The sequence below is a fragment of the Nonomuraea turcica genome, assembly GCF_030718205.1.
Classification (GTDB): domain Bacteria; phylum Actinomycetota; class Actinomycetes; order Streptosporangiales; family Streptosporangiaceae; genus Nonomuraea.
The window spans coordinates 92,833-112,686 of sequence record NZ_JAUZQF010000030.1 but is presented as its reverse complement, the minus strand read 5'-3'; the positions used below and the strand labels follow the sequence as shown (position 1 = coordinate 112,686).

General features: G+C 68.4%; 25 protein-coding genes. 11 read left to right on the top strand and 14 right to left on the bottom strand.

The genetic code is table 11. From position 1 onward, the window contains the following. Positions 1 to 27 precede the first annotated feature (27 nt). Positions 28 to 186 (bottom strand): helix-turn-helix domain-containing protein, encoded by a 159-nt coding sequence (locus Q9G87_RS50425; protein ID WP_305923810.1) that lies wholly within the window; start codon positions 184 to 186, stop codon positions 28 to 30. A 65-nt stretch (positions 187 to 251) separates the two neighbouring features. Here Q9G87_RS50425 and Q9G87_RS50420 point away from each other — a divergent pair, with 65 nt between their 5' ends. Next, positions 252 to 614, top strand: a complete 363-nt coding sequence (locus Q9G87_RS50420) for a hypothetical protein (protein WP_305923809.1) — start codon at positions 252 to 254, stop codon at positions 612 to 614. Between the two features lie 159 nt (positions 615 to 773). On the opposite strand, the gene Q9G87_RS50415 is transcribed toward Q9G87_RS50420, so the two are convergent. Further along, on the bottom strand, positions 774 to 1,457 hold the full coding sequence (locus Q9G87_RS50415; protein WP_305923808.1) for a GbsR/MarR family transcriptional regulator: 684 nt from the start codon (positions 1,455 to 1,457) through the stop codon (positions 774 to 776). Between the two features lie 146 nt (positions 1,458 to 1,603). On the opposite strand from Q9G87_RS50415, the gene Q9G87_RS50410 reads away from it, so the two are divergent. Genes Q9G87_RS50410 through Q9G87_RS50395 form a run of 4 tightly spaced genes read left to right on the top strand, consistent with a single transcriptional unit; the run spans position 1,604 to position 5,482 of the window. Then, a complete protein-coding gene (locus Q9G87_RS50410) occupies positions 1,604 to 2,812 on the top strand; it encodes a cytochrome P450 (RefSeq protein ID WP_305923807.1) in 1,209 nt (402 codons plus the stop codon). 5 nt (positions 2,813 to 2,817) lie between these two features. Further along, a complete protein-coding gene (locus tag Q9G87_RS50405; RefSeq protein WP_305923806.1) occupies positions 2,818 to 3,744 on the top strand; it encodes an ATP-binding cassette domain-containing protein in 927 nt (308 codons plus the stop codon). Then, positions 3,741 to 4,499, top strand: a complete 759-nt coding sequence (locus Q9G87_RS50400; RefSeq protein ID WP_305923805.1) for an ABC transporter permease — start codon at positions 3,741 to 3,743, stop codon at positions 4,497 to 4,499. Before Q9G87_RS50405 ends, Q9G87_RS50400 begins: the two co-directional genes overlap by 4 nt. A gap of 8 nt (positions 4,500 to 4,507) precedes the next feature. Then, complete coding sequence (locus tag Q9G87_RS50395) at positions 4,508 to 5,482, top strand: hypothetical protein (protein WP_305923804.1); 975 nt, start codon at positions 4,508 to 4,510, stop codon at positions 5,480 to 5,482. Between the two features lie 248 nt (positions 5,483 to 5,730). Here the strand turns inward: Q9G87_RS50395 and Q9G87_RS50390 are convergent, their stop codons facing one another. Then, the gene (locus Q9G87_RS50390) at positions 5,731 to 6,258 is read right to left on the bottom strand and encodes a DinB family protein (protein ID WP_305923803.1); all 528 of its coding nucleotides are present in this window, start codon (positions 6,256 to 6,258) and stop codon (positions 5,731 to 5,733) included. 74 nt (positions 6,259 to 6,332) lie between these two features. Between Q9G87_RS50390 and Q9G87_RS50385 the strand changes: the two genes are divergently transcribed. From Q9G87_RS50385 to Q9G87_RS50365, 5 genes are all read left to right on the top strand, one after another. Next, the gene (locus Q9G87_RS50385; protein WP_305923802.1) at positions 6,333 to 6,971 is read left to right on the top strand and encodes a TetR/AcrR family transcriptional regulator; all 639 of its coding nucleotides are present in this window, start codon (positions 6,333 to 6,335) and stop codon (positions 6,969 to 6,971) included. A gap of 11 nt (positions 6,972 to 6,982) precedes the next feature. Further along, positions 6,983 to 7,270 carry a DUF6204 family protein gene (locus Q9G87_RS50380; RefSeq protein ID WP_305923801.1) on the top strand — a complete coding sequence of 96 codons (288 nt, stop codon included), beginning with the start codon at positions 6,983 to 6,985 and terminating at the stop codon, positions 7,268 to 7,270. 714 nt (positions 7,271 to 7,984) lie between these two features. Next, positions 7,985 to 8,680, top strand: coding sequence for a CTP synthase C-terminal region-related (seleno)protein (locus tag Q9G87_RS50375; RefSeq protein ID WP_305923800.1), 696 nt, complete (start codon positions 7,985 to 7,987; stop codon positions 8,678 to 8,680). Then, positions 8,677 to 9,546 (top strand): LysR family transcriptional regulator, encoded by an 870-nt coding sequence (locus Q9G87_RS50370; RefSeq protein ID WP_305923799.1) that lies wholly within the window; start codon positions 8,677 to 8,679, stop codon positions 9,544 to 9,546. Before Q9G87_RS50375 ends, Q9G87_RS50370 begins: the two co-directional genes overlap by 4 nt. A gap of 322 nt (positions 9,547 to 9,868) precedes the next feature. Beyond that, positions 9,869 to 10,381: an isochorismatase family protein gene (locus Q9G87_RS50365; RefSeq protein WP_305923798.1), complete on the top strand. Its 513-nt coding sequence runs from the start codon at positions 9,869 to 9,871 to the stop codon at positions 10,379 to 10,381. Positions 10,382 to 10,648: 267 nt separating this feature from the next. Here Q9G87_RS50365 and Q9G87_RS50360 read toward each other — a convergent pair whose 3' ends face one another. From Q9G87_RS50360 to Q9G87_RS50310, 11 genes are all read right to left on the bottom strand, one after another. Then, a complete protein-coding gene (locus Q9G87_RS50360) occupies positions 10,649 to 11,101 on the bottom strand; it encodes a TSUP family transporter (RefSeq protein ID WP_371825954.1) in 453 nt (150 codons plus the stop codon). A gap of 151 nt (positions 11,102 to 11,252) precedes the next feature. Continuing rightward, positions 11,253 to 11,396, bottom strand: a complete 144-nt coding sequence (locus Q9G87_RS50355; protein WP_305923796.1) for a hypothetical protein — start codon at positions 11,394 to 11,396, stop codon at positions 11,253 to 11,255. Between the two features lie 14 nt (positions 11,397 to 11,410). Next, on the bottom strand, positions 11,411 to 11,569 hold the full coding sequence (locus Q9G87_RS50350; protein ID WP_305923795.1) for a hypothetical protein: 159 nt from the start codon (positions 11,567 to 11,569) through the stop codon (positions 11,411 to 11,413). 56 nt (positions 11,570 to 11,625) lie between these two features. After that, the gene (locus Q9G87_RS50345; protein WP_305923794.1) at positions 11,626 to 11,895 is read right to left on the bottom strand and encodes a Cgl0159 family (beta/alpha)8-fold protein; all 270 of its coding nucleotides are present in this window, start codon (positions 11,893 to 11,895) and stop codon (positions 11,626 to 11,628) included. After that, the gene (locus tag Q9G87_RS50340) at positions 11,855 to 12,277 is read right to left on the bottom strand and encodes a Cgl0159 family (beta/alpha)8-fold protein (RefSeq protein ID WP_305923793.1); all 423 of its coding nucleotides are present in this window, start codon (positions 12,275 to 12,277) and stop codon (positions 11,855 to 11,857) included. Before Q9G87_RS50340 ends, Q9G87_RS50345 begins: the two co-directional genes overlap by 41 nt. A gap of 5 nt (positions 12,278 to 12,282) precedes the next feature. Further along, positions 12,283 to 13,149 carry a sugar phosphate isomerase/epimerase family protein gene (locus tag Q9G87_RS50335; protein WP_305923792.1) on the bottom strand — a complete coding sequence of 289 codons (867 nt, stop codon included), beginning with the start codon at positions 13,147 to 13,149 and terminating at the stop codon, positions 12,283 to 12,285. Continuing rightward, entirely contained in the window at positions 13,146 to 13,937 is a 792-nt protein-coding gene (locus tag Q9G87_RS50330) for an ATP-binding cassette domain-containing protein (RefSeq protein WP_305923791.1), read from the bottom strand. Before Q9G87_RS50330 ends, Q9G87_RS50335 begins: the two co-directional genes overlap by 4 nt. A gap of 3 nt (positions 13,938 to 13,940) precedes the next feature. Next, the gene (locus Q9G87_RS50325) at positions 13,941 to 14,993 is read right to left on the bottom strand and encodes an ABC transporter permease (RefSeq protein WP_305923790.1); all 1,053 of its coding nucleotides are present in this window, start codon (positions 14,991 to 14,993) and stop codon (positions 13,941 to 13,943) included. Between the two features lie 76 nt (positions 14,994 to 15,069). Beyond that, positions 15,070 to 16,146 carry a substrate-binding domain-containing protein gene (locus Q9G87_RS50320; protein ID WP_305923789.1) on the bottom strand — a complete coding sequence of 359 codons (1,077 nt, stop codon included), beginning with the start codon at positions 16,144 to 16,146 and terminating at the stop codon, positions 15,070 to 15,072. Positions 16,147 to 16,371: 225 nt separating this feature from the next. Continuing rightward, positions 16,372 to 17,364: a sugar phosphate isomerase/epimerase family protein gene (locus tag Q9G87_RS50315; RefSeq protein ID WP_305923788.1), complete on the bottom strand. Its 993-nt coding sequence runs from the start codon at positions 17,362 to 17,364 to the stop codon at positions 16,372 to 16,374. Continuing rightward, complete coding sequence (locus tag Q9G87_RS50310; RefSeq protein ID WP_305923787.1) at positions 17,361 to 18,554, bottom strand: Gfo/Idh/MocA family protein; 1,194 nt, start codon at positions 18,552 to 18,554, stop codon at positions 17,361 to 17,363. Before Q9G87_RS50310 ends, Q9G87_RS50315 begins: the two co-directional genes overlap by 4 nt. A gap of 170 nt (positions 18,555 to 18,724) precedes the next feature. Here Q9G87_RS50310 and Q9G87_RS50305 point away from each other — a divergent pair, with 170 nt between their 5' ends. Then, positions 18,725 to 19,747, top strand: a complete 1,023-nt coding sequence (locus Q9G87_RS50305; protein WP_305923786.1) for a LacI family DNA-binding transcriptional regulator — start codon at positions 18,725 to 18,727, stop codon at positions 19,745 to 19,747. The last annotated feature ends 107 nt before the right edge of the window (positions 19,748 to 19,854 follow it).

The following is a 19,854-nucleotide window of genomic DNA, read 5'->3' as shown; positions in this document are numbered from 1 at the left end:
GGCGGCCAGGGCGGTACCGCTCAATCATCACCCACCAGGGGCTTCCAGCTCGGCCCGTGCAATCGGGATCTCGATGGCCGCAGGACCGTCGGGCTTGAGCTCAGGCAGATACTTATAGATCGTGGAGCGGCTGACGCCCAGTAGCCGAGCGATCGAGGAGACCGTCGCGTCGGGCTGGGTGAGCATGGCGTGGGCGTGCCCGACCTGCTCAGGCGTTGGCGGTTGGTGACACGTCCGGTAACGGCTTACCCATGTCGGTCCAGACGATCGTGCAGAACCTCGCCTCCTCGGCCACCCCACCCGCGATGGGCACGCTCATCGCGAGCCTCGGCTACGCCGCGGGCTTCGGCACCGCCGCACTGTTCCCGCTCGCCGCGGCGATCGCCGTGACGCCACTGGCCTTGCGAACAGGGAGAGCGGTCCCCGAGGTCAGCACACAGGACCTGCTCGACCAGCCGGCGACATCTACCGCGAACCGGCGCCACGAGATTCCAGCGCGGGCTGACGCCGCCCTTCCGGCAGCACGTCCAGCCCCCGACGGCGAGGTACGGCTGGACGTCGCCAAGCGAGCGGCGCTGAGCGGGGATGTCGCGCAGCCGGGCAGCCCGGAGTAGGTCACGATCGCGTCGTAGTCAGATGCGCACGGAGTTTCGTTCCGTGGTGCCGCCGGCGTGGCGCTGGGAGCGGGAGTTTCGTTACGCGGGTCGAACAGGGCCTCGTGGGCGTTGAGCGGGCCAGCACTTGAAATCGGGGGCACAATTCCTGCGGTCTGATCACGGCGGGAGGTCGCGCCAGCGTTCGGCCGACGCCAGAGCGTCCAGGCTGATCCGCTCCAGGAACGCACCGCCCCTGGCCAGGCGGCGTCCCACGGGCGTGTCGAGCCCGAGCGTCTGCCCCGCCGCCTTCGTGATCTCCGCCGCCGCGAGCGTCTGCCGGGCGCTGATCGCCGTCGAGTGGTACCAGGCGTCGTCGTCGACCACGTAGATGTCGTGCCGCCGCTGCGGATCACGTTCGCGCCTGATCAACCCCTGTTGGGTCAGGTAGCCCACCGCCATGGAGATCGAGGCGGGACTGACGTTCAGTCCGCGCGACAGCTCGGCCGCGGTGAGCCTGCCGTCCTCGCTCAGCCACAGGCCGATGAGCACGCGCGCCACCATTTTCGGCAGGCCCATCCCGATCGCCATCTCGACGGCTCCCTCTTCCACCTCGAAGAGCTTGCGGTCCTGGGGTCCGGCCTCGGGCGAACGTGCCGGGGTGCCGCGCCGCGCCCGCCGCGCTGTCGCCTGGTGCGCCCGCTCGGGGCGGTAGTCGCTGGGGCCGCCGTTGCGGCCGACCTCACGGCTGATCGTCGAGGTCGGCCGGTCCAGTCGCCTGGCGATCTCGGCGTAGGAGCGGCCTTCGGCGAGGCCGGCCGCGATGCGCTGGCGGTCCTGCCGGGTCAACCTTCCGTCTGGCATGACACCAGTATTGCGTTCGGCGCCACACAATGCAACGTATCGTTGCATTCAGTCTCAGCGCCAACGCATCAATTTATTGGCTTTGACCTGCATGTAAACATATCGATTGATTGACGGAATTTCTGAAAGCAACGTAGCTTTCAATCATGTCGAACGCGAACTATCGCGTGGAGCCGGTCACTGTGTCCCTGGACCGCGCACCCGCGTGCCCCTTCGATCCCGCCCCTTCGCTCACCGCCCTGCGCGCAGAGCAGCCGATCGCCCGCCTGGCCGCACCCGAGGGCGCCCCCGGCATCTGGATCGTCACCGGATACGACCTGGTCCGCCAGATCCTCGCCGACCCACGCTTCAGCTCCCGCTACGAAACCCACTACCACCCCCTGGCGGGCGGGCACCTGCCTCCCGCCCCCGCCGGCGACCTGACCGGCATGGACGCACCCCAGCACACCCGCTTCCGCAAGCTGCTGGCGGGCAAGTTCACCGTCCGCAGGATGAACCTGCTCACCGAGCGGGTCACCGAGATTACCCGTGAGCGGCTCGACGCGATGGAGCGGCAGGGGCCGCCCGCCGACCTCGTCGAGGTCTTCACGCAGCCGGTTCCAGCGCTGATGATCTGTGAGCTGCTCGGCGTGCCGTACGAGGACCGCGACCAGTTCCAGAGCTCCACCCGGGCCCTGCCGGACGCCGGGACCGCTGAGGCGCAGTACGCCGCCTTCGTCGAGCTCGGCACCTACCTGCGGGAGCTCGCGCTCGCCAAGCGGGCCAAGCCGACCGACGACCTGCTCAGCGACCTGGCCACCGGCGGCGGCCTGACCGACGAGGAGCTCGGCGGCGTGGCCGCGTTCCTGCTCGGCGCCGGGCTCGACACCACTGCCAACATGCTCGCGCTCGGCACCTTCGCCCTGCTGCGCAACCCGGCCCAGCTCGCCGCCCTGCGCGGCGACCCCGACCTGGCCGTCGGCGCCGTGGAGGAGCTGCTGCGTTACCTGTCCGTCGCCGCCACCGGTATGCGCGGCGTGCTGGAGGACGTGGAGCTCGGCGGCAGGCAGCTCAAGGCGGGCGACACGGTCGTCATCGCGATCAACGCCGCCAACAGGGACCCGGCCAGGTTCTCCGACCCCGACGTGCTCGATCTGCGCCGCTCGGCCGCCGGGCATCTGGCCTTCGGCCACGGCGTCCATCAGTGCCTCGGTCAGCAGCTTGCCCGCATCGAGATGCGTGTCGCGTTTCCCGCGCTGCTCATCCGCTTCCCGACGCTGCGGCTCGCCGTACCGGCTGAAGAGCTGTCGCTGCGCACCGACCCCTCGCAGGTCTACGGCGTGCACAGCCTGCCCGTCACCTGGGATCGGGGGTGAACGCGATGCGAACCTTCGTCTCGGTGACGGGGCTGCGTAAGTCCTACGGCGCCCACCGCGTCCTGGACGACATCGACCTCACCATCCCGCAGGGCACCGTCTTCTCGCTGCTCGGCCCCAACGGCGCGGGCAAGACCACCACAGTGCAGATCCTGTCCACCCTGATCAAGGCCGACGCGGGCGAGATCTGGGTGGCCGGGCACGACCTGGCCAAGGAACCCGACAAGGTGCGTGCCGCGATCGGCGTCACCGGCCAGTTCTCCGCGGTCGACAGCTTCCTCACCGGCGAGGAGAACCTGCGACTCATGGCCGACCTGCTCCACCTCGGCCGCGCCAAGGGCCGTAGGCGCGTCCGCGAACTGCTGGAGCGCTTCGACCTCACCGACGCCGCGCGCAAGGCCGCGGTCACCTACTCCGGCGGCATGCGCCGCCGGCTCGACCTCGCCATGACCATGGTCGGCACGCCCAAGCTCATCTTCCTCGACGAACCGACCACAGGCCTGGACCCGCGCAGCCGCCGCACCATGTGGCAGATCGTCCGCGACCTCGTCCAGCAGGACGGCGTGACCATCTTCCTGACCACCCAATACCTGGAGGAGGCCGACGAACTCGCCGACCGCATCGCGCTGCTCAGCCAGGGCCGGCTGGTGGCCGAAGGCACCCCTGAGGAGCTCAAGCGAATGGTCCCCGGCGGCCACATCGTCGTACGCTTCGCCGACCCCGACGGTTACCTCAGGGCGGCCTCCCACCTGAGGGCCACCTCGCGCGACGAGGAGTCCCTCACGGTGCAGATCCCCGACACCGGCGTCAGCACGCTGCGCAAACTCCTGGAATGGCTCGACGCACAGGCCATCGACGTCGCCGAGCTGTCGGTGCACACACCCGACCTGGACGACGTCTTCCTCACCCTGACCGAGGAGTCCTCCCGATGAGAGCGATCACCGACTCCGCGACGATGCTGCGCCGCCAGATCAGGCACATGTGGCGTTACCCCACACTGATCCTCACCTACGCGGGCGTGCCAGTGGTGCTCCTGCTGCTGTTCGTCTACGTCCTCGGCGGCATCATGGGCGCCGGGATCGGCGGCGACCGCGCCGCCTACGCCGCTTACATCACCCCCGGCATCATGATCACGACGATCGCGAGCGCCGCGCAGGGGACAGCGATCTCGGTGGCCGTGGACATGACCGAGGGCATCGTCGCCAGATTCAAGACCATGGCCATCGCCCGCGTCTCGGTCCTGACCGGGCACGTGCTCGGCGCGCTGGTCCAGAACTTCATCGCCATCACGGCGGTGACGCTGACGGCCCTGCTGATCGGCTTCCGCCCCGCTGCCTCCGCGCTGGACTGGCTCGGGGTGGTGGGGGTCCTGGCGATGGTCACCTTCGCCATCACCTGGCTGTCGGCCGCGCTGGGCATGGTCACCAAGAACGTGGCCACGGCCAGCAACCTGCCGATGCCGCTGATGCTGCTGCCGTTCCTGGGCAGCGGCGTAGTCCCGCCGGAGTCGATGCCGGGCCCGCTGCGCTGGTTCGCCGAACACCAGCCGTTCACACCGGTCATCGAAACCCTGCGCGCGCTACTGGCCGGGGAGCCCGCGGGATCCAGCTTCGCGGCGGCGGCACTCTGGAGCGCGGCCATCGCGCTGGGCGGATACCTGTGGGCACGCAGGCTCTACAACCGGTGAGGACAGACGTGTTCAAACGCATTCTTCCAGCACTTGGCCTGCTGGTTCTCGCGCCGCTGGTCGGCGAGTACCTGCTCGGCAACATCGCCTTCAACGCCCTACCGATGATCATCGGGCTGATTCCGCTCTATGGCGGTGGCGCGCTACTGATCCGTGAGGTCGCCCGCCGATGGCGGCTGGGGTGGCCGGGGATCATCCTGCTCGGGCTCGCCTATGCCGTGATCGAGGAGGGCCTGCTCACCCAGTCACTGTTCAATCCCGACTATGTCGGGTTGCGGTTGCTCGACTATGGGTTCATTCCGGCACTGGGCATCGGCGCGCACTGGACCGTGTTCGTTCTGGCCATCCATGGGGTGTGGAGCATCGCGGTGCCGATCTCGATAGTAGAGGCGGGCTCACGCCGGTCGGACACGCCCTGGCTCGGCAAGGTCGGCCTCACCGTGTCAGCCGTCCTGTTCCTGCTGGGCGGCGCGGTGCCCATCGCCCTGGCAAGTGCGGCCATCTACCCGTTGTCGGCCGCTCAGATCACCTGGACACTGATCACTGCCGTCGCCCTGATCATCGCCGCGTTCCTGTCCGTTCGATTCCGCCGCCCCCTCCTCCCGGCCACGCCGGCCAGCCCGTGGACCGTCTTCGCTATCACCATCGCGGCCGGGCTGGCGTTCTGGCTCCCCACCATGGCGGGCAAGCTGCAGTCCATCGTGCCCGCGTGGATCACGGTCGGCTTCTACCTCGCGCTCTACGCCACGATGACGCTGCTCATCCTGCGCTGGTCCCGGCGCATGGGCTGGGGACCCTGGCACAGGTTCTCCCTGGGCGCTGCCGGCCTGGTCACCTACGCGTGGCACGGCTTCCCTCAGCCGCCGAGTTTCCCAGCGCCTGCGAATGTGGACCTCATCGGCAACGCGGTCTTCGCGCTGGCCGCCCTCGGGCTGCTCGCCTTTGTGGTGGTACGGCTCCGCCGCACCGCTCCGCCAACTTGATCTTTAACCTTGGCGCTTGCGAGATCGCTCCAGATTTCTTAAGAACAAGCAGCGGCCTGACCAACCCTGTACAACCAGTGAGCCAACGAGAACGTCGTCCTAGTCGACAACGGCCGCGACGTCGAGATCGAACACCTCTACGCCCACCTGCCCTGCGCGCTGAGGCGGGCCACCTAATGATCACTTGTGCAGTCCTGACGAGAGTCGCCGACCAGACTCTCGCCTGTCTCGGTCCCGAATCGCTCACCTCACCCCGAAGCGGCCCGCAACAGCCGAAGCTGACCAATCTCAGTGACGTTCTTCATCAGCTCGGAATTCACCCAGGCGACCATATGGGCGACGGTGTGCTTGGAGTCCCTTGGCCATGGGAAGGCGGGGGCCGTGGCGTCCAAGTCGGCGTCGGTGAGGCGATCCAGCACCGCCAACCAGTCCTCACGGAGGCTGCGCAACCACTCGATGGCGGTCCTTCCATCACCTGGCCAAGCGATCTCGGCCCTCTCCCGCGGTGTCCGGCCCTGAGCGTGATCGATAGTCACGCTCCACCACCAGCCGATATGCCAGCTCACCCAACCGATCGTGGGAACCGGGACGGGGTCGGGCTCGATCTCCGCCCAGTCAGGCACCCAGGTCCCCGCGACGTCCGGACGCACAGTCCAGCAGCGGGAAGCGGGCTCCCACAGGAAGTCCGCAGGCTCCAGCCGCTCCAGGTGGTAATCGAACAGCGACCAGGTCAAGTCGAACTGCCAGCGCAGCAGCTCACATCGGGATACATGCATTGGTTGATCATGACAGAAACCTGCAGCCCATTGCAAAGATGCAGTCGGCTTAGGTTTTGCAGTAGATTCCTCTTATGCAGGAAGGACTGCGGGAGCGCAAGAAGCGGCAAACTCGGCAGCGTATCTCCGAGGTGGCCATCGGTCTGTTCGTGGAGCGCGGCTTCGAGAACGTGACGATCGCCGAGGTCGCGTCGGCCGCCGAGGTGTCGGTCAACACCGTCTACAACTACTTCGAATCCAAGGAGGATCTTGCCCTGCCGCAGGAGGAGGCCTCCCCGCAGCGGCTGGCCGACATCGTGCGGCAGCGTCGGCCTGGGGAGTCCGCGGCGGGCGCGGTGCTGGCGCGCCTTCGGGAGGAGGTGCGCGGCCGCGATCGCCGCGTCGGGCTGAGCGCCGGATTCGGAAGCGTACTGGAGATGATGCGAGCCGCGCCCACGCTGTCCGCCCGACTGGAGGACCTCGGCCGCCAGATGACGGACGCGCTGACAGTTGTGCTCGCCGAGGAGACTGACGCATCCGAGTACGATCCGCTGCCGCGCGCGGTCGCCTGGCACATCGGCTGCCTGCACGCACTGGTCATGACCGAGATCGGAAGGCGAACGGCGGCGGGCGAGCTTCCCGACACGATCGCCGAGGCCGTCCTCGAACTGCTGGACATCGTGGAGAGCCTGCTCGGTGAGCGAGTCCTGGGCTATGCCGTACGAGAGGAATGACCGTGTTCAGAGTGACGATCAGAGGCAAGTTCAAGGGGCTCGACGATGCCGGCCGGGCCGCCGTGATAGCGGGAAGCGGCGCCGCCTACACCGAAGTGGGCGCGTTCACTCACGACGCGAGCGTATCGGCCTTCACCTTCCGCTGCCAGGTGCCCGCCGGGCCAGACGACGACGAGGACGACGCCGCCCTACATGCGTTGGCCGCACTGGAGGCGCACGGGTACGCGCACGAGATCTTGCAGGTCGCGGTGACGGACATGCGTACGATCAAAATCCGCCGAAAAGGGCGCGACGACTAGCTGAGCGAACCTTCGAGCCTGGTAGGGCCTGTTCTGAGGCCGGATCTTTAGGCAGGTTCGAGACTTCAGGTCCATAAGATGGGGCCTCGCAGGTGGAGTCCGGCGCAGCTTCCCGGGTCTTGTCGTAGTGGAGGGCCAGCCCACGCCACTCGTCGATCCAATTGTCCAGCTCAAACGAACTAAGAGCCGGATCCCCGTGCTCAACCGCGAGTTCCTCCACCGTCACTCCTGACGACTGGCGACGCGTCACTCAATCTTCGGTGTCACGAAACCAGTGGTCATCAACCTTCGGTGACAATGATCAGCCTTCAGTGACAGAGGACATTTGGACAGCACTCGAGGGCTGGCCGGGCGCGGAATGTCGGGTGAGATAGCGGCACCCAGGGGGAAAGGCCCTCCCCTCCACCATCAGGTGTCCGTTGCCAGCGAAGTCGGCCCTGTGCCATCGAATCAGGCCCGCCCAGGTCCACGGCCGAACATCGGGCCGCCTTCGCTGTCCAAGGACATCAGGAAAGCATCGATATGCAGGGGCTGCGACCGGTGGCTGAGGAGAGCCAGGTTGCAAGGTCACTGGCGTCGGTAGCGTGCGTGTCACGGACATCGCGGTCACTCGCATCACAACGCCGCCCCCCGGCCGTTGTCATGAGCGTGAGCTCATGACGTCTGCGCGATCAGGTATTGGAACTCATACCGGCGTCCCCGCATAGTGGCCGCATGAAGCCTTCCTTGCAGGTCGCGGTCATCGGCGACTACGACAAGACATACACCCCGCACGTGGCCACTGACGATGCGCTGCGCCACGCCGCCGACCACCTCAGGGTCGAGATCGAGGTCCGCTGGCTGGCCACCGAGCCGCTCGAAGCGGACCTGTCCGCCGTGCACGCCGCGGACGTGCTGTGGTGCGCCCCGGGAAGCCCGTACCGCAGCCTGTGCGGCGCGCTGGCCGCGCTTCGGCACGGCCGCGAGCACGGCGTCCCCACCCTGGGGACGTGCGGCGGCTGCCAGCACATCATCATCGAGTACGCCCGCCACGTACTCCGGTTCGAGGACGCGCAGCACGCCGAGTACGACCCCTACGCCTCCAGCCTGTTCGTCACCGAGCTCGCCTGCTCGCTCGCCGGCCGGACCATGCCCGTCACGCTCACGCCCGGCTCCCAAGTGGCCGACGTGTACGGGCGCGACGAGGCCAAGGAGCAGTACTACTGCAACTTCGGCCTCAATCCGGCTTACCAGAGTGCCCTGCACGAGGGCGGACTGCGGGTGACGGGCGTGGATGACACCGGCGAGGCCCGAGTGCTGGAGATCCCCGACCACCCGTACTACCTAGCCACACTGTTCGTGCCACAGACGAGCTCGTGGCCCGGGCGCCCGCACCCGCTGGTCGTGGGACTGCTGCGTGCGGCGCTATGACGTTCACGCAGCTGAGGATCCTGCAGGCGGTCGCGCGTACCGGCAACATGACCCGCGCGGCCGAGGAGCTGAACACCACGCAGTCCGCGGTCAGCCATGCGCTGCGCGGCCTGGAGAGCGAACTCGGCCTGGCCCTGCTCGTCAGGGGCAGCCACGGGGTGAGCCTGACCGCCGCAGGGCGAGCCGTCTGCCGCCGCGCCACGCTCATCCTCACCCAGCTCGAAGCCTTGGAGCAGGAGGTGGCCGCGGCGCGCGGGCAGGACCGCGGCAGCCTGCGCGTCGGCGCCATCCCCAGCGCCAACGCCCGCCTGCTGCCGCGGATCCTGCGGACGTTCGGCGAGGCGCATCCACACGTGCGGCTCACCGTGATCGAGGGGTCGGACGGGGAGGTACTCGACTGGCTGCAGACCGGGGCCGCCGACATCGGCACCCTGACGGCCGGGGCCGTCTCCGCCAGCGTGCCCGATCTGGTCATGCGCCCGCTGGCCACCGACCAGATGCTGGCCGCCCTACCCAGCGGTCACGACCTGGCCGTACGCCACTCCGTGCCGGTCGCGGACCTGGCCCGGCAGCCGTTCATCATGTCGACGGGCGGATGCGAGCCGCTCATCACGGCGCTCGCGCGGGAAGCAGGCGCGAGCCTGCGCTGCCACTATCGAGTCCGCGACACCAACAGCATCCTCGCCATGGTCGCCGAAGGGCTCGGCGTGAGCATCCTGCCCGAGCTCTCCCTACCCGCTCACCACGCTGGCGTTCACGCCATCCCCCTCGAACCGGCCTCCGTGCGCACCATCCTGCTGGCCCTCCCGGCCGACCCGCTCCCTGCGGCCACCGCGCTCCTCGAACATGCGCTCGAAAGTTTCTGAAGCACGCCGGCGCTCTGACCGCAAGCCCCCAGCGATGTCGCTTCTCAGCGACATCGTCTGCCACCGGGAACGATCGCTATCGCAGGAGATGTCCTGTGACATCGGACCTTGAGCTCGTGCCATCGTGGTTTGAGCGGATTAGGGGGCTGGTGGTGGTGAACATAGCGCCCGAGAGTGCGGCCTGCGCCCAAGCCGCCTGCGCCGCGGCCGATGGCCCTTATGCGAATCTGTCCCACTATCGTCGTACTAGATCGACAACAACAGCGCCAAGGATACGACCGTGGGGGATGGCCGATGGCGCGCCGGACAGACAAGGAGCCGTATGACCACCACCGCGCTCATCGTCGGCGACCTGCAGGCGGGCATCGTGGACAACTACCCCTTCGCCGCCGGCGTGCTCCCGGTCGTGGAGAAGGTTCTCCCCGCGGCCAGAGCCTCCGGAATCCCGGTGATCTTCATCCGTTTCGGGCTCCGGGCCTCAGGCCTTGATGTGGCAGCGGGAAACCTGTTGATCAGCGGCCTGCACGGGGCGGGGACGCTGTTTCACGAAGAATCCCCCGAGACGCTCGTGCACCCGCGCATCGCGCCCCGGGCGCATCCGGAGCATGGCGTGCGTCGTCGCCACCACCTGGGCCGAGCTGATGAGTTCCTGCTCGGCGTCGCGCTCGAGTCGGCGCCGCCGGGCGAGGATCTTCTCGTGCTGCTGTTCCAGGAGGATCAGCTGCTGCATCGGCTCGTGCGCGGCGTCTTCGAGTTCACGCAGGCGGCCCCCGGACCACGCTTTCGCGATCCCAGCGCCGGCTTTGCCAGCGGCCGACCGGTTCGTGGCACATGATCCGGCGCACGTACGCTTCCGGATTGTCAGGGATCCGCCGCCAGTGTCTGGCGGCTTTGGCCAGCGCCGTCTAGAGCAGGTCCTCGGCGGCGTGCTAGTCGTTGTTCAGCACGTAGGCGAGCCTGATCAGGCTGTCGGAGCGGCCGGCGACGAACTCGGTGAAATCTCGCTGCTGGTCGGGGTTCAAAGGCTCCTCGGGTCTCATCCATATAGATGGAGGCGGGCCCGCGGATCTGCCGACCCCCTCCTGCCGGCCTCGGTCGCCGCTCAGAGGAGTAGCGTGGCGGCGGACATCACGGTCAGTACCATGGTGATGTCCTCGAATCGTCGTCGCGGGATCTTGTTCGCCAGGCGAGCGCCGACCGCGGCACCGACGAGCAGCGGCGGCACGAGCGCGAGGTCGAGCAGCACCGTGGCACCGTCGATCAGCTCAAGGCCCGCGCTGAACGGCACCTTGGCCAGGTTCACTAGGAAGAAGAACCACGCGCCCGTGCCCAGCAGTCCGAGCACCGGTAGGCCCGCCATGAGCAGGTACATCGTCATGACCGGGCCCGCGGCGTTGGCCGTCATCGTCGCGAACCCCGCGATGACGCCCACGGTGAACGGGGCGGCCCTCCCTGCCAAGGCGTAGAGCCGGCCCGGCGGCCGTTCGGGCTTGCCGTCATGACGGCGTCCGCCCAGCTGCAGCAGCGCCATCGCCAACAGGGCCGCCCGATGCACCTCTGCATGAGCAACTGGTCGGCCGTGGCCACGAACCAGGCCCCCAGCGCCAACCCCGGGATTACGGACGGAAGGAGCCGGAGCAGCATCGACCAGTCGGCATGGTGCCGGTAGAGCCGGACCGCGATGAGGTCGCCCACCAGGAGCAGCGTCAGCACGGCCCCGGTCGACTCGCGCGCAGGGAGACGACGGCGAAGACCGCGATCGCGAGACTGGCCACCCCGCCGACGGCGGTCTTCGCGAAGCCGATCAGACAGGCCGCGATCGCGAGCAGCACCCAGTCGAGGACGGTCAATACGGTTGCTCGCCTCAGAGCCGGTGCGGCTGACGCTGCCGGGCATCCGGGTGAGCCGCGCGTCGGGTGAGGAAGGTAAGGAATTCGGGCACGCCCGTCTCGCACCACACGCCGGTCTCGGACCAGGCGGTCGAATGGGCACGTCCGGCACCCGCGATCGGCCTGAAGCTCATGCAGCAGAAGGTACTGCAGGCCCGCCGGGGTGCCGGGAGCCGGGGGTAGTGGATACTCATACGGCGGCCTCCGTGTGCGCCGCCCACAGCACCTTCGCGGCGGCGTCCACCGCGGCACGGACGTCACCGTGGGGCGGGTAGAGCAGCGCACGAACGACCACCAGGCCGCGTACGACGGGCTGGGTCAAGGCCGAGGACTCCAGATCCTTGGCCGGGTCGGGGTTGGGTACCCTGCCGAGCACCAGGCAGGGCAGCGTGGTGGCGCCGAAGACCGCCCGCGGGTCCTCACACGACGGCATCTTCAGGTACGTGTGTGCGCTGGTCATGCCCAGCACGCTGCTCCATGGTCCAGGTGGCGCCGTCGAAACCGTTGCGGTTCATGGAGTCGATGACGACCTTGCCCTCCAGTGCCCCGAGCAGCGGCAGCTCCTCGACGATGTCGGGGCTGCCCAGCACCCCGTCCACGTCGGGGTGCTCCAGCGCCTCCACCAGGCGGCCGAGCAGCGAGCGCCGGTCGGCCATCGTCATGAGGTCGGTGCCGCAGGCCAGGGCACCGTGGGCGGCGTGGTCGGCGGCGATCAGGAAGATGGTCCCGCGATCGTTGAGCAGGCGGCCGGGGCGTGCGCGGGCGGCGTACGCCTGGCGGACGGCGTGTGGGTCGGTGGCGCGGGTGGCGAGCAGCCGATGCCACTGGTCGTCACCGAGCATTGCGGTCACCAGGACCCGATGTACTTGTCGATGGTCTGGCGCATGAAGGTCGCGGACTCGCGCGCGCGGTCCTCCCAGGCGAACACGCACGAGGTCATGATGGTGTCCGCGCCGTCCGCGAAGCCGAGCCGGTTCAGGGTCGCGAAGAACGCCTCCCAGTCGACCTCTCCCTGCCCGATGTCCAGGTGCTGGTGCACCCGGGCCGTGGAGCCCGGCGGGTTGACGATGTAGCGCAGCCCGGAGGAGGCGGTGTGGTCGAAGGCGTCAGCCAGGTGCAGGTGGGTCATCAGCGGACCGGCGTACTCCATGATCCCGGCCATGTTGCCGCCCATGTGGAAGGTGTGCGGGGCGCAGTACAGGAACGACACGAGCGGGGAGTTGATCCCGCGGACCATGTCGACGGCGACCTTGCCGTCCTCGACGAAGTCGTCGGGGTGCGGTTCGAGGCGCAGCCGCACACCCTCCCGCTCGAAGATCGGCAGCAGCTCCTCCATAGACTTCCAGAACTTGGCCTCCGACAGGCTCGCCTGCTCGGGGCGGCCGTTGAACTCGCTGTTCATGATGGTGCAGCCGAGGTCGACGGTGATCTGGATGGCGCGCTTCCAGTACCGGACGGCGGCCTCGCGCTCGTCCTCGTCCGGGCCGGACCACCGGTAGAGCGGCAGGACCGAGGAGATCTTCACGCCGGCACCGTCGAGGGCCTTCTTGAAGGCCTTGACCTTCGCGTCGTCCGCCCGCGGATGCAGGAAGAACGGCATGAAGTCCTCGCGCGGTGACAGCTCGATGTACTCGTAGCCGAGCTCGGCGACCACGCCGGGGAGCTCCAGCAGCGGGGTGGACCGCAGCATGTACGGGTCGAGGGCGACCTTCATGCCGACGCCTCCAGTTCCGCGAGCTCCGCCTCGAGGTCCGCCATGGCCTCGCCGCCCGCCATCAGGTCCGTGATCTGCTCACGGGTCCGCTCGCCCTTGCGGAAGTCGTCGGCCTTCCGGCCGTGGATCAGGACCGCGAAGTGGTCGCCGACCATCATGGCGTGCAGGACGTTGTGGGTGACAAAGATGACGGCTACGCCCTTGGCGCGTGCCTGCATGATGATCCGCAGGACGTGCGAGGCCTCCTTGACACCGAGCGCGGCGGTCGGCTCGTCAAGGATGAGGACGTTGGCGCCGAAGTAGACGGCACGCGCGATGGCCAAGGCCTGACGCTCGCCGCCGGACAGGCTGCCGACCAGCCGCTTGCCGTCGGTCACCCGGGTGATGCCGAGGGACTGCATCTCGCGGACGGCGATCTCGCCAGCGAGACTCTTGTCGAAGCGCTTGAAGGGCCCCCAGCCCTTGGTGGGCTCGACCCCCACGAAGAACGACCGACCGACGCTCATCAGCGGGAAGGTGCCGCCGAACTGGTGAACGGTGGCGATTCCGTACGCGCTCGCGTCCCGCGGGCTCCTGAAGACGACGGGCTGCCCGTTCACCTCGATGGCGCCGCTCGTGGGGGTGTGGACGCCGGAAAGAATCTTGATCAGGGTCGACTTGCCAGCGCCGTTGTCGCCGAGCAGGCACAGCACCCTTCCCGGGTGCACCTCCAGGGAGATGTCCTGCAACGCGTTCGTGCCGACGAACGACTTGCTCACGTCTGTGAGCCGGAGGAGTGGCTCGGGCATGGTTCAGGCCTTCTTTCCGGGGCGAGGCGCGTACGACAGCGCCAACCGGCGGAACGTGTTGTTCATAAGGACGGCGGCGAGGATGAGGACACCGAGGATGAAACTCGCCCAGTCCGAGTTCCAGCCCGTGTAGTAGATGCCCTGGTTCACGATCGCGAAGGTGAGCGTGCCGAGGACGACCCCGACGACGGATCCGTAGCCACCGGTCAGCAGGACGCCTCCGACGACCACCGCGATGATGGAGTTGAAGACGAACGACTGCCCGTTGGCGACCTGGGCGCCGTTGTAGAGGATGGTCTGGATCACTCCGACCAGGGAGGCGCCGAACCCGCTCCCGACGTACAGGGCGATCTTGAGCCGGTCGGTCGGGATGCCGGCTGCGCGGGCGCTGTCCTTGTCGCCGCCCACGGCCATGATCCAGTTGCCGTACTTGGTCATCTGCAGCATCCAGCCGACGCCGAGCGCGACCGCGAGCCACCAGAAGATCGCCACCTCGAACTGGCCGGCGACGAGCGTGCCGAGGACTGCCTTCGAGGCCGGGTCGGGGTTGATGGCGACGCTGGTGGTGCCGGTGATCACACGGGAGAGCCCCAGGGTCAGTCCGGCGGTCCCGAAGAGGGTCGCCAAGGTGACGACGAAGGAGGGCACGTTGGTGCGCGTCACGATGAGTCCGTTGAGCAGCCCTACCGCCACGCCGACGCCGAGGGCGAGCACGATGCCGAGGATCACCGGTCCGCCCCAGTAGCCCGAGACGATGGCCAGGGTCATCGAGCTGGCCGCGAGCACGGAGCCGACGGACAGGTCGAGCTCGCCGGCGATCATGAGGAGGCCGACCGGGACGGCGATGATGCCGAGCTCCGCGGCGACGTTCAGCCAGGCCGCGGTGCCGGAGGGCGCGAGGAAGTTGGCGCCGCCGAAGACGGCGAAGAAGACGAAGACGCCCAAGGTCCCGATGAGGGCCCCGGCCTCGGGCCGGTAGGTCAAGTTGCGTAGGGAACGGGCCGACGACGTCCCGGCCGCTGCGGGGCGGGCCGTGTCGGAGATCTGGACGGTCATTGTTCGTACCACCTCGAGTCTGATCGGAGTGCCGGGCCCGGCGTACGAGACCCCGGACCCGGCGCCTTCGGCGGGATCAGCGGACGCCTGCCTTGACACCGGCGATCGCGGCGTCGACGTTGCGGGCGTCGACGATGGCGGGCCCCGTCAGCAGTGACTCCTGCGCGACGCGGAGTCCGAAGGCGTTGTAGGCGTAGGCCTGGGATACGGCGAGGTAACCCTGCAGGTAGGGCTGCTGGTCGATGCAGAAGAGCTGCTTGCCGGCCTTGATGCGCTGCAGCTGGGTGTCGCTCATGTCGAACGTGCCCAGCTTGACCTTGGCCGCGGCGCCGGCCTGGTCGATGGCGGCGGCCGCGCTGTCGGCATCCTGGGTGCTGATGGTGATCAGGCCGTCGATGGTGCTGTCCTTGAGCAGGGCAGCCTTGATCGCCTGAGTCACGGCCGTCGGGTTGCCGAAGCTGGACGAGGGTAGCGGCAGCTGGGTGGACGTGCCGCCGGTGCTCATGCCCTGGGCGACGCCCTTGCACCGCGCCTCGGTGTTCACCGCGCCGGGAACGGTGTTGACGCACAGGACGTTCCTCGCGCCGTTCTTAGCGAAGAACTCGCCGCCGGCCTTGCCCGCCAGCAGCTCCTCAGAGCCGGTGTAGGACAGCGCGCCCACGTTCTTGGCCTGCTCAGGGCCACCGGCGTTGAACAGGAAAACCGGGACGCCCCCACTGGAGGCGGTTTTGAAGGCGTCGTTCTGCGCCTCTGGCACCCAGTCGGCGCCGATGATGGCGGTGGAGCCCTGGCTTTTGGCGCTGAGAATGAGTTTGGCAGCGTCCGGGCCGAGGTTGTCGTAGTTCTGCGGACCCAGCCACGTCACCTTGCCGCTGCCTGCCTCCACGACCTTGGCAGCGTCGTCCACGCCTCGCTTGACCGCGGACCAGAACGGGTCGTCGGACTTGCCGCCGATGACGAAGATGGAGACCTTCCCGCCGCCGGATCCGCCGGTGGTCGCGGATGCGCTGGGGGCCGCGGCGGCCTGGCTCGCGGTGCCGGTGGTGGCCTTGCCGCTCGCGCAGGCGGTCAGGGTGGCGGCGGCGGCGAGGATGCTGATCGCCGTCAGGTAGAGGCGGCCGAGTGGACGCCGCCGGGTTCGTGTGACTTCCATTTCTGCGGTACTCCTTCGTGTGATGGGCCGGCGCGACAGATCTCTGGGTGGGAGCGCGCGGTGGATCGGGGGGTGTGTCGGCGGTCGCCCGGCCCCGGTCAGTCAGCAGGGTCGGTCACGAGCCTGGTGCGCACTCACGCGTCACAGCGGATTGCGCCGATTCACGCGAAGCGGTCGGAGAGGGACCCCGAGGTCGCCCGGGGTGCCCACGGGTGGTCCGGGCGGTCAGCGACCGGCGGCCTGGAGCAGGGTCCTGGCCGCGGCGGCCAGGCCTTCGAGCTGGTCGAGTTCCTGGTCTTCGTGCTCGATGTTCACGGCCATGTCCGGGTCCACCTTCTCGAGCGCCTGGAGGAAGGCGGTCCACCAGGCGACGTCGTGGCCGCGGCCCACGGCAACGAAATCCCAGGAGGAGTTCTGCGGCCAGCGCGACAGGGTGTACGGCCCGCCGAGACGGACGGCGCCGGGCTCGTCGGGGTGAACGCGGCCGAAGCGGTCGTCGAGGACGCCGTTTACCCGCGCCGCGGGATTGATCCGGGTGTCCTTGGCGGCGGCGTTGTACACCAGGGAGCCGAGGTGCCCGATCGCCTCCACCGGATCGATGCCCTGCCAGAACAGATGACTGGGGTCCATCTCGGCACCGACGTGCGTCGCATTGATCTTGTCGACGAGCCGCTCCAGCGTCGCCGGGTTGTAGACGACGTTGTGCGGGTGCATCTCGATCGCCACCTTGACGTCGAAGTGGGCCGCACGCTCCTGGACCGCCTTCCAGAACGGGATCGCGACCTCGTTCCACTGGTAGTCCTGGACATCGAGGTAGGCGCTGTCCCAGGGCAGGACGTTCCATGCCGGATTGCTCCCGGCGGCGCTCGCGGCCGGCGTGCCCGACATCGTGACGACGCGCTTGACACCCAGGACGGCGGCCAGCTCCAGCGAGCGCAGGAGGTCGCCCGAGTGCTTCCCCCGGACCACGGGGTTCGGGTGCAGGGGGTTGCCGTTGCAGTTGAGCGCGGTCAGCGTGATTCCGTGCTCGTCGAAGAGCCCGAGGTAGTCCTGGCGAGCCTGCGCACTCGTAAGGATGTCGTCGATCGGCAGGTGCGGCTCAGGGATGAATCCGCCGGAGTTGATCTCCGCGCTCTCCAATCCCATCCCTTTGAGAACGGCCAGGGCCTCGGGCAGCGGCTTGTCGTGCAGGCAGGCGGTGTAAGCGCCGAGCTTCATGAGACTTCTTTCTTGATCGAGACCTCGGCACCGCCGAGGTCGGCGGACTCGGTGATGGCGTCGAGCATCCGAAGGTTGTCCAGCCCGTGCTCGAATGAGGGAACCCGGGGCAGCCGATCGAGACCGGCCACCTGCTCGAGGAACGCGCGGGCCTGGAAGACGAACAGGTCGTTCTGGCCGTATCCGACCCCGGGGAAGTCCATGGGCAGGCCCCCGGTGAGGTACGGGTGCTCCGGGCCGACGGCCACCTGCCGATAGCCCTTCGTGGGCCCTTGCACCGCGCGGTCCATGTAGCCGAACTCGCCCGCCCGCAGCAGGTCGAAGGTCGCTGCGGCGTTCTCGGCGAACAACTCGAAGCCGAGGGAGTTCGCCAGGCCGATCGCGACGCGGGAGGCGGACATGGTCGCTGTGGCGCCGGACTCGAAGGTCGCGGTGAAGGTGGCCAGGTCTTCGTTCTCGACTGGCTCACGCTCGTCGCTCAGCGCCGCCGCGGCGTGCCCGACTGCCGCGCCCAGCGGCAGCGCGCGCTCGGTGACGAACGTCGACAGCACCGCCCCGCGAACGGACCGGATCGGACCGCAGAGGAACTCGGCGAGGTCCACGAGGTGGCTGCCGATGTCGGCGAGCGCACCCGATCCAGGGCCGCCCTTGTAGCGCCAGCTCATCGGCCCCGACGCGTCGGCGCCGTAGTCGCACCAGTAGTGGCCGTTGAAGTGGATCGGCCGTCCCATCGAGCCGTCGTCGACGAGTCGCTTCACGGCCGCGATGGCGGGCGATCGGCGGAAGGTGAAGCCAACTCCCGCCTGCAGGTCCGGCCTGGCCCGGGCCGCGGCCACCATGGCCTCGGCCTCCGCGATGGTCGGCGCGAAAGGCTTCTCGCACAAAACGTGCTTGCCCGCCGCCAGGAGTCCCTCGACGATTTCCTGGTGCAGGTGGTTCGCGACCACGACGCTCACGACGTCGATGTCGGGGGCGTCCGCCACGGCCTGCCAGGACGTCTCGGCTCGCTCGTACCCGAACCTGCGGGCGGTCTCCTGGGCGAAGTGCTCGTTCACGTCGGCGATCGCCACCAGCCGCACGTCGGGCAGACCTGAGTCGTACGTCGTCGTCGCGCTGCGATAACCGGCGGCGTGCGACCTGCCGGCCATGCCGGCACCGATGACGGCGACGCCGATGTGGTCGTCGGACATGCTGGCTCCTTCAATTCATGGGCATTATTGAATAAGGGCGTCCGCGCTGCGTAGATCGCCCTCACACTCGGCTTGGAAACCGGTTTAAAAGGTTGCGCCGAGCATGCGACGTGTTACGGACATATGTCAAGGGTTTGTGCTGACAAAGGCTCGGGGCTTATCGTGCTCGCATGCCCGACCTCACCGCCCCGGCATCGCCTCCGCCAGGACGCCGCCGGCCGACGATCCTCGACGTCGCCGCCGCTGCCGGCGTGTCCAAGGGCCTGGTCTCCAAGGTGCTCAGCGGCGCGGCGGGGCCGAGCGCGGCCACGACCCAGCGCGTGCTGGCGGTCGCCGAGCGCATGGGATATCGGAAGGACAGGACCGCCACGCTCCTCGCCCAGCGAAGGACGCGGCTCATCGGCGTGACGATTCTCCCGAGCAACGTCTATCACGGGGAACTCGCTGAAGAAATCCAGGCGATGGTGGACGCCGCGGGGTACGAGACGGTTCTGGGCGCCATCACCGCCACTCACGACGAGCGGCGCTCCATCGAGACCCTCATCGACTTCCGCTGCGAGGCGCTCCTGCTGCTGGGGCCGACGATGCCGGAAGTCGAGCTGGCGCCGCTCGTCGAGGGCGTCCCGACCGTCTGCGTGGGGCGGCCGCTCGACCTGCCCGGCGTGGACGTCGTCCGGGCCGACGACAAGCAGGGCATCGCCGAGGTGGTCGACCATCTGGTCTCACTCGGCCACCAGCACATCGCGCACGTCGACGGAGGAACGGGACACATCGCCGCCGTCCGGCGGCGCGCCTACCGGGCGGCCATGCGACGGCACGGGCTCGAGGCCGTCGTCCTTCCTGGAGGCCTCACTGAGCGGCAGGGGGCGGCGGCTCTCGAACACCTCCCATCCGGCGCGGGCATCACGGCCATCGTCGCGTTCAACGACCGTACGGCGCTGGGGCTGCTCGAAGCACTGGAAAGCAGGGGCATCCGGGTACCGGACGACATGTCCGTGACCGGCTTCGACGACAGCCTCATGGCACGACACCCGCGCATGGCCCTCACGACCGTCAGCCAATCACCGATCGAGCAAGCCCGGCTCGCCGTCCAAGCGGCCATCGACCGGCTGAACGGCGACATCGAGGGACGCCGCGAGATCGTGCTTCCCACGCGTCTCGTTGTTCGGGGCAGCACTGGCCCCGCACGCTGATGCTGCGCCGAATGGACTCCGTGGGTGTTCAGTGGATGTGGAAACCGCCATTGACGTCGTAGGTCGCGCCGGTGATGTAGCCCGATTATCCCGCCGATCCCATGGCC

Bases quoted from the DNA above. Each gene is read 5' to 3' on its own strand.
- Q9G87_RS50320 (WP_305923789.1), bottom strand. From the start codon at position 16,146: ATGGAAGTCACACGAACCCGGCGGCGTCCACTCGGCCGCCTCTACCTG.
- Q9G87_RS50405 (WP_305923806.1), top strand. From the start codon at position 2,818: ATGCGAACCTTCGTCTCGGTGACGGGGCTGCGTAAGTCCTACGGCGCC.
- Q9G87_RS50365 (WP_305923798.1), top strand. From the start codon at position 9,869: ATGACCACCACCGCGCTCATCGTCGGCGACCTGCAGGCGGGCATCGTG.
- Q9G87_RS50350 (WP_305923795.1), bottom strand. From the start codon at position 11,569: ATGAGCTTCAGGCCGATCGCGGGTGCCGGACGTGCCCATTCGACCGCC.
- Q9G87_RS50375 (WP_305923800.1), top strand. From the start codon at position 7,985: ATGAAGCCTTCCTTGCAGGTCGCGGTCATCGGCGACTACGACAAGACA.
- Q9G87_RS50370 (WP_305923799.1), top strand. From the start codon at position 8,677: ATGACGTTCACGCAGCTGAGGATCCTGCAGGCGGTCGCGCGTACCGGC.
- Q9G87_RS50335 (WP_305923792.1), bottom strand. From the start codon at position 13,149: ATGAAGGTCGCCCTCGACCCGTACATGCTGCGGTCCACCCCGCTGCTG.
- Q9G87_RS50315 (WP_305923788.1), bottom strand. From the start codon at position 17,364: ATGAAGCTCGGCGCTTACACCGCCTGCCTGCACGACAAGCCGCTGCCC.
- Q9G87_RS50325 (WP_305923790.1), bottom strand. From the start codon at position 14,993: ATGACCGTCCAGATCTCCGACACGGCCCGCCCCGCAGCGGCCGGGACG.
- Q9G87_RS50415 (WP_305923808.1), bottom strand. From the start codon at position 1,457: ATGCCAGACGGAAGGTTGACCCGGCAGGACCGCCAGCGCATCGCGGCC.
- Q9G87_RS50305 (WP_305923786.1), top strand. From the start codon at position 18,725: ATGCCCGACCTCACCGCCCCGGCATCGCCTCCGCCAGGACGCCGCCGG.
- Q9G87_RS50410 (WP_305923807.1), top strand. From the start codon at position 1,604: ATGTCGAACGCGAACTATCGCGTGGAGCCGGTCACTGTGTCCCTGGAC.
- Q9G87_RS50345 (WP_305923794.1), bottom strand. From the start codon at position 11,895: ATGACCAGCGCACACACGTACCTGAAGATGCCGTCGTGTGAGGACCCG.
- Q9G87_RS50330 (WP_305923791.1), bottom strand. From the start codon at position 13,937: ATGCCCGAGCCACTCCTCCGGCTCACAGACGTGAGCAAGTCGTTCGTC.
- Q9G87_RS50420 (WP_305923809.1), top strand. From the start codon at position 252: ATGTCGGTCCAGACGATCGTGCAGAACCTCGCCTCCTCGGCCACCCCA.
- Q9G87_RS50400 (WP_305923805.1), top strand. From the start codon at position 3,741: ATGAGAGCGATCACCGACTCCGCGACGATGCTGCGCCGCCAGATCAGG.
- Q9G87_RS50340 (WP_305923793.1), bottom strand. From the start codon at position 12,277: ATGCTCGGTGACGACCAGTGGCATCGGCTGCTCGCCACCCGCGCCACC.
- Q9G87_RS50385 (WP_305923802.1), top strand. From the start codon at position 6,333: ATGCAGGAAGGACTGCGGGAGCGCAAGAAGCGGCAAACTCGGCAGCGT.
- Q9G87_RS50310 (WP_305923787.1), bottom strand. From the start codon at position 18,554: ATGTCCGACGACCACATCGGCGTCGCCGTCATCGGTGCCGGCATGGCC.
- Q9G87_RS50390 (WP_305923803.1), bottom strand. From the start codon at position 6,258: ATGCATGTATCCCGATGTGAGCTGCTGCGCTGGCAGTTCGACTTGACC.
- Q9G87_RS50425 (WP_305923810.1), bottom strand. From the start codon at position 186: ATGCTCACCCAGCCCGACGCGACGGTCTCCTCGATCGCTCGGCTACTG.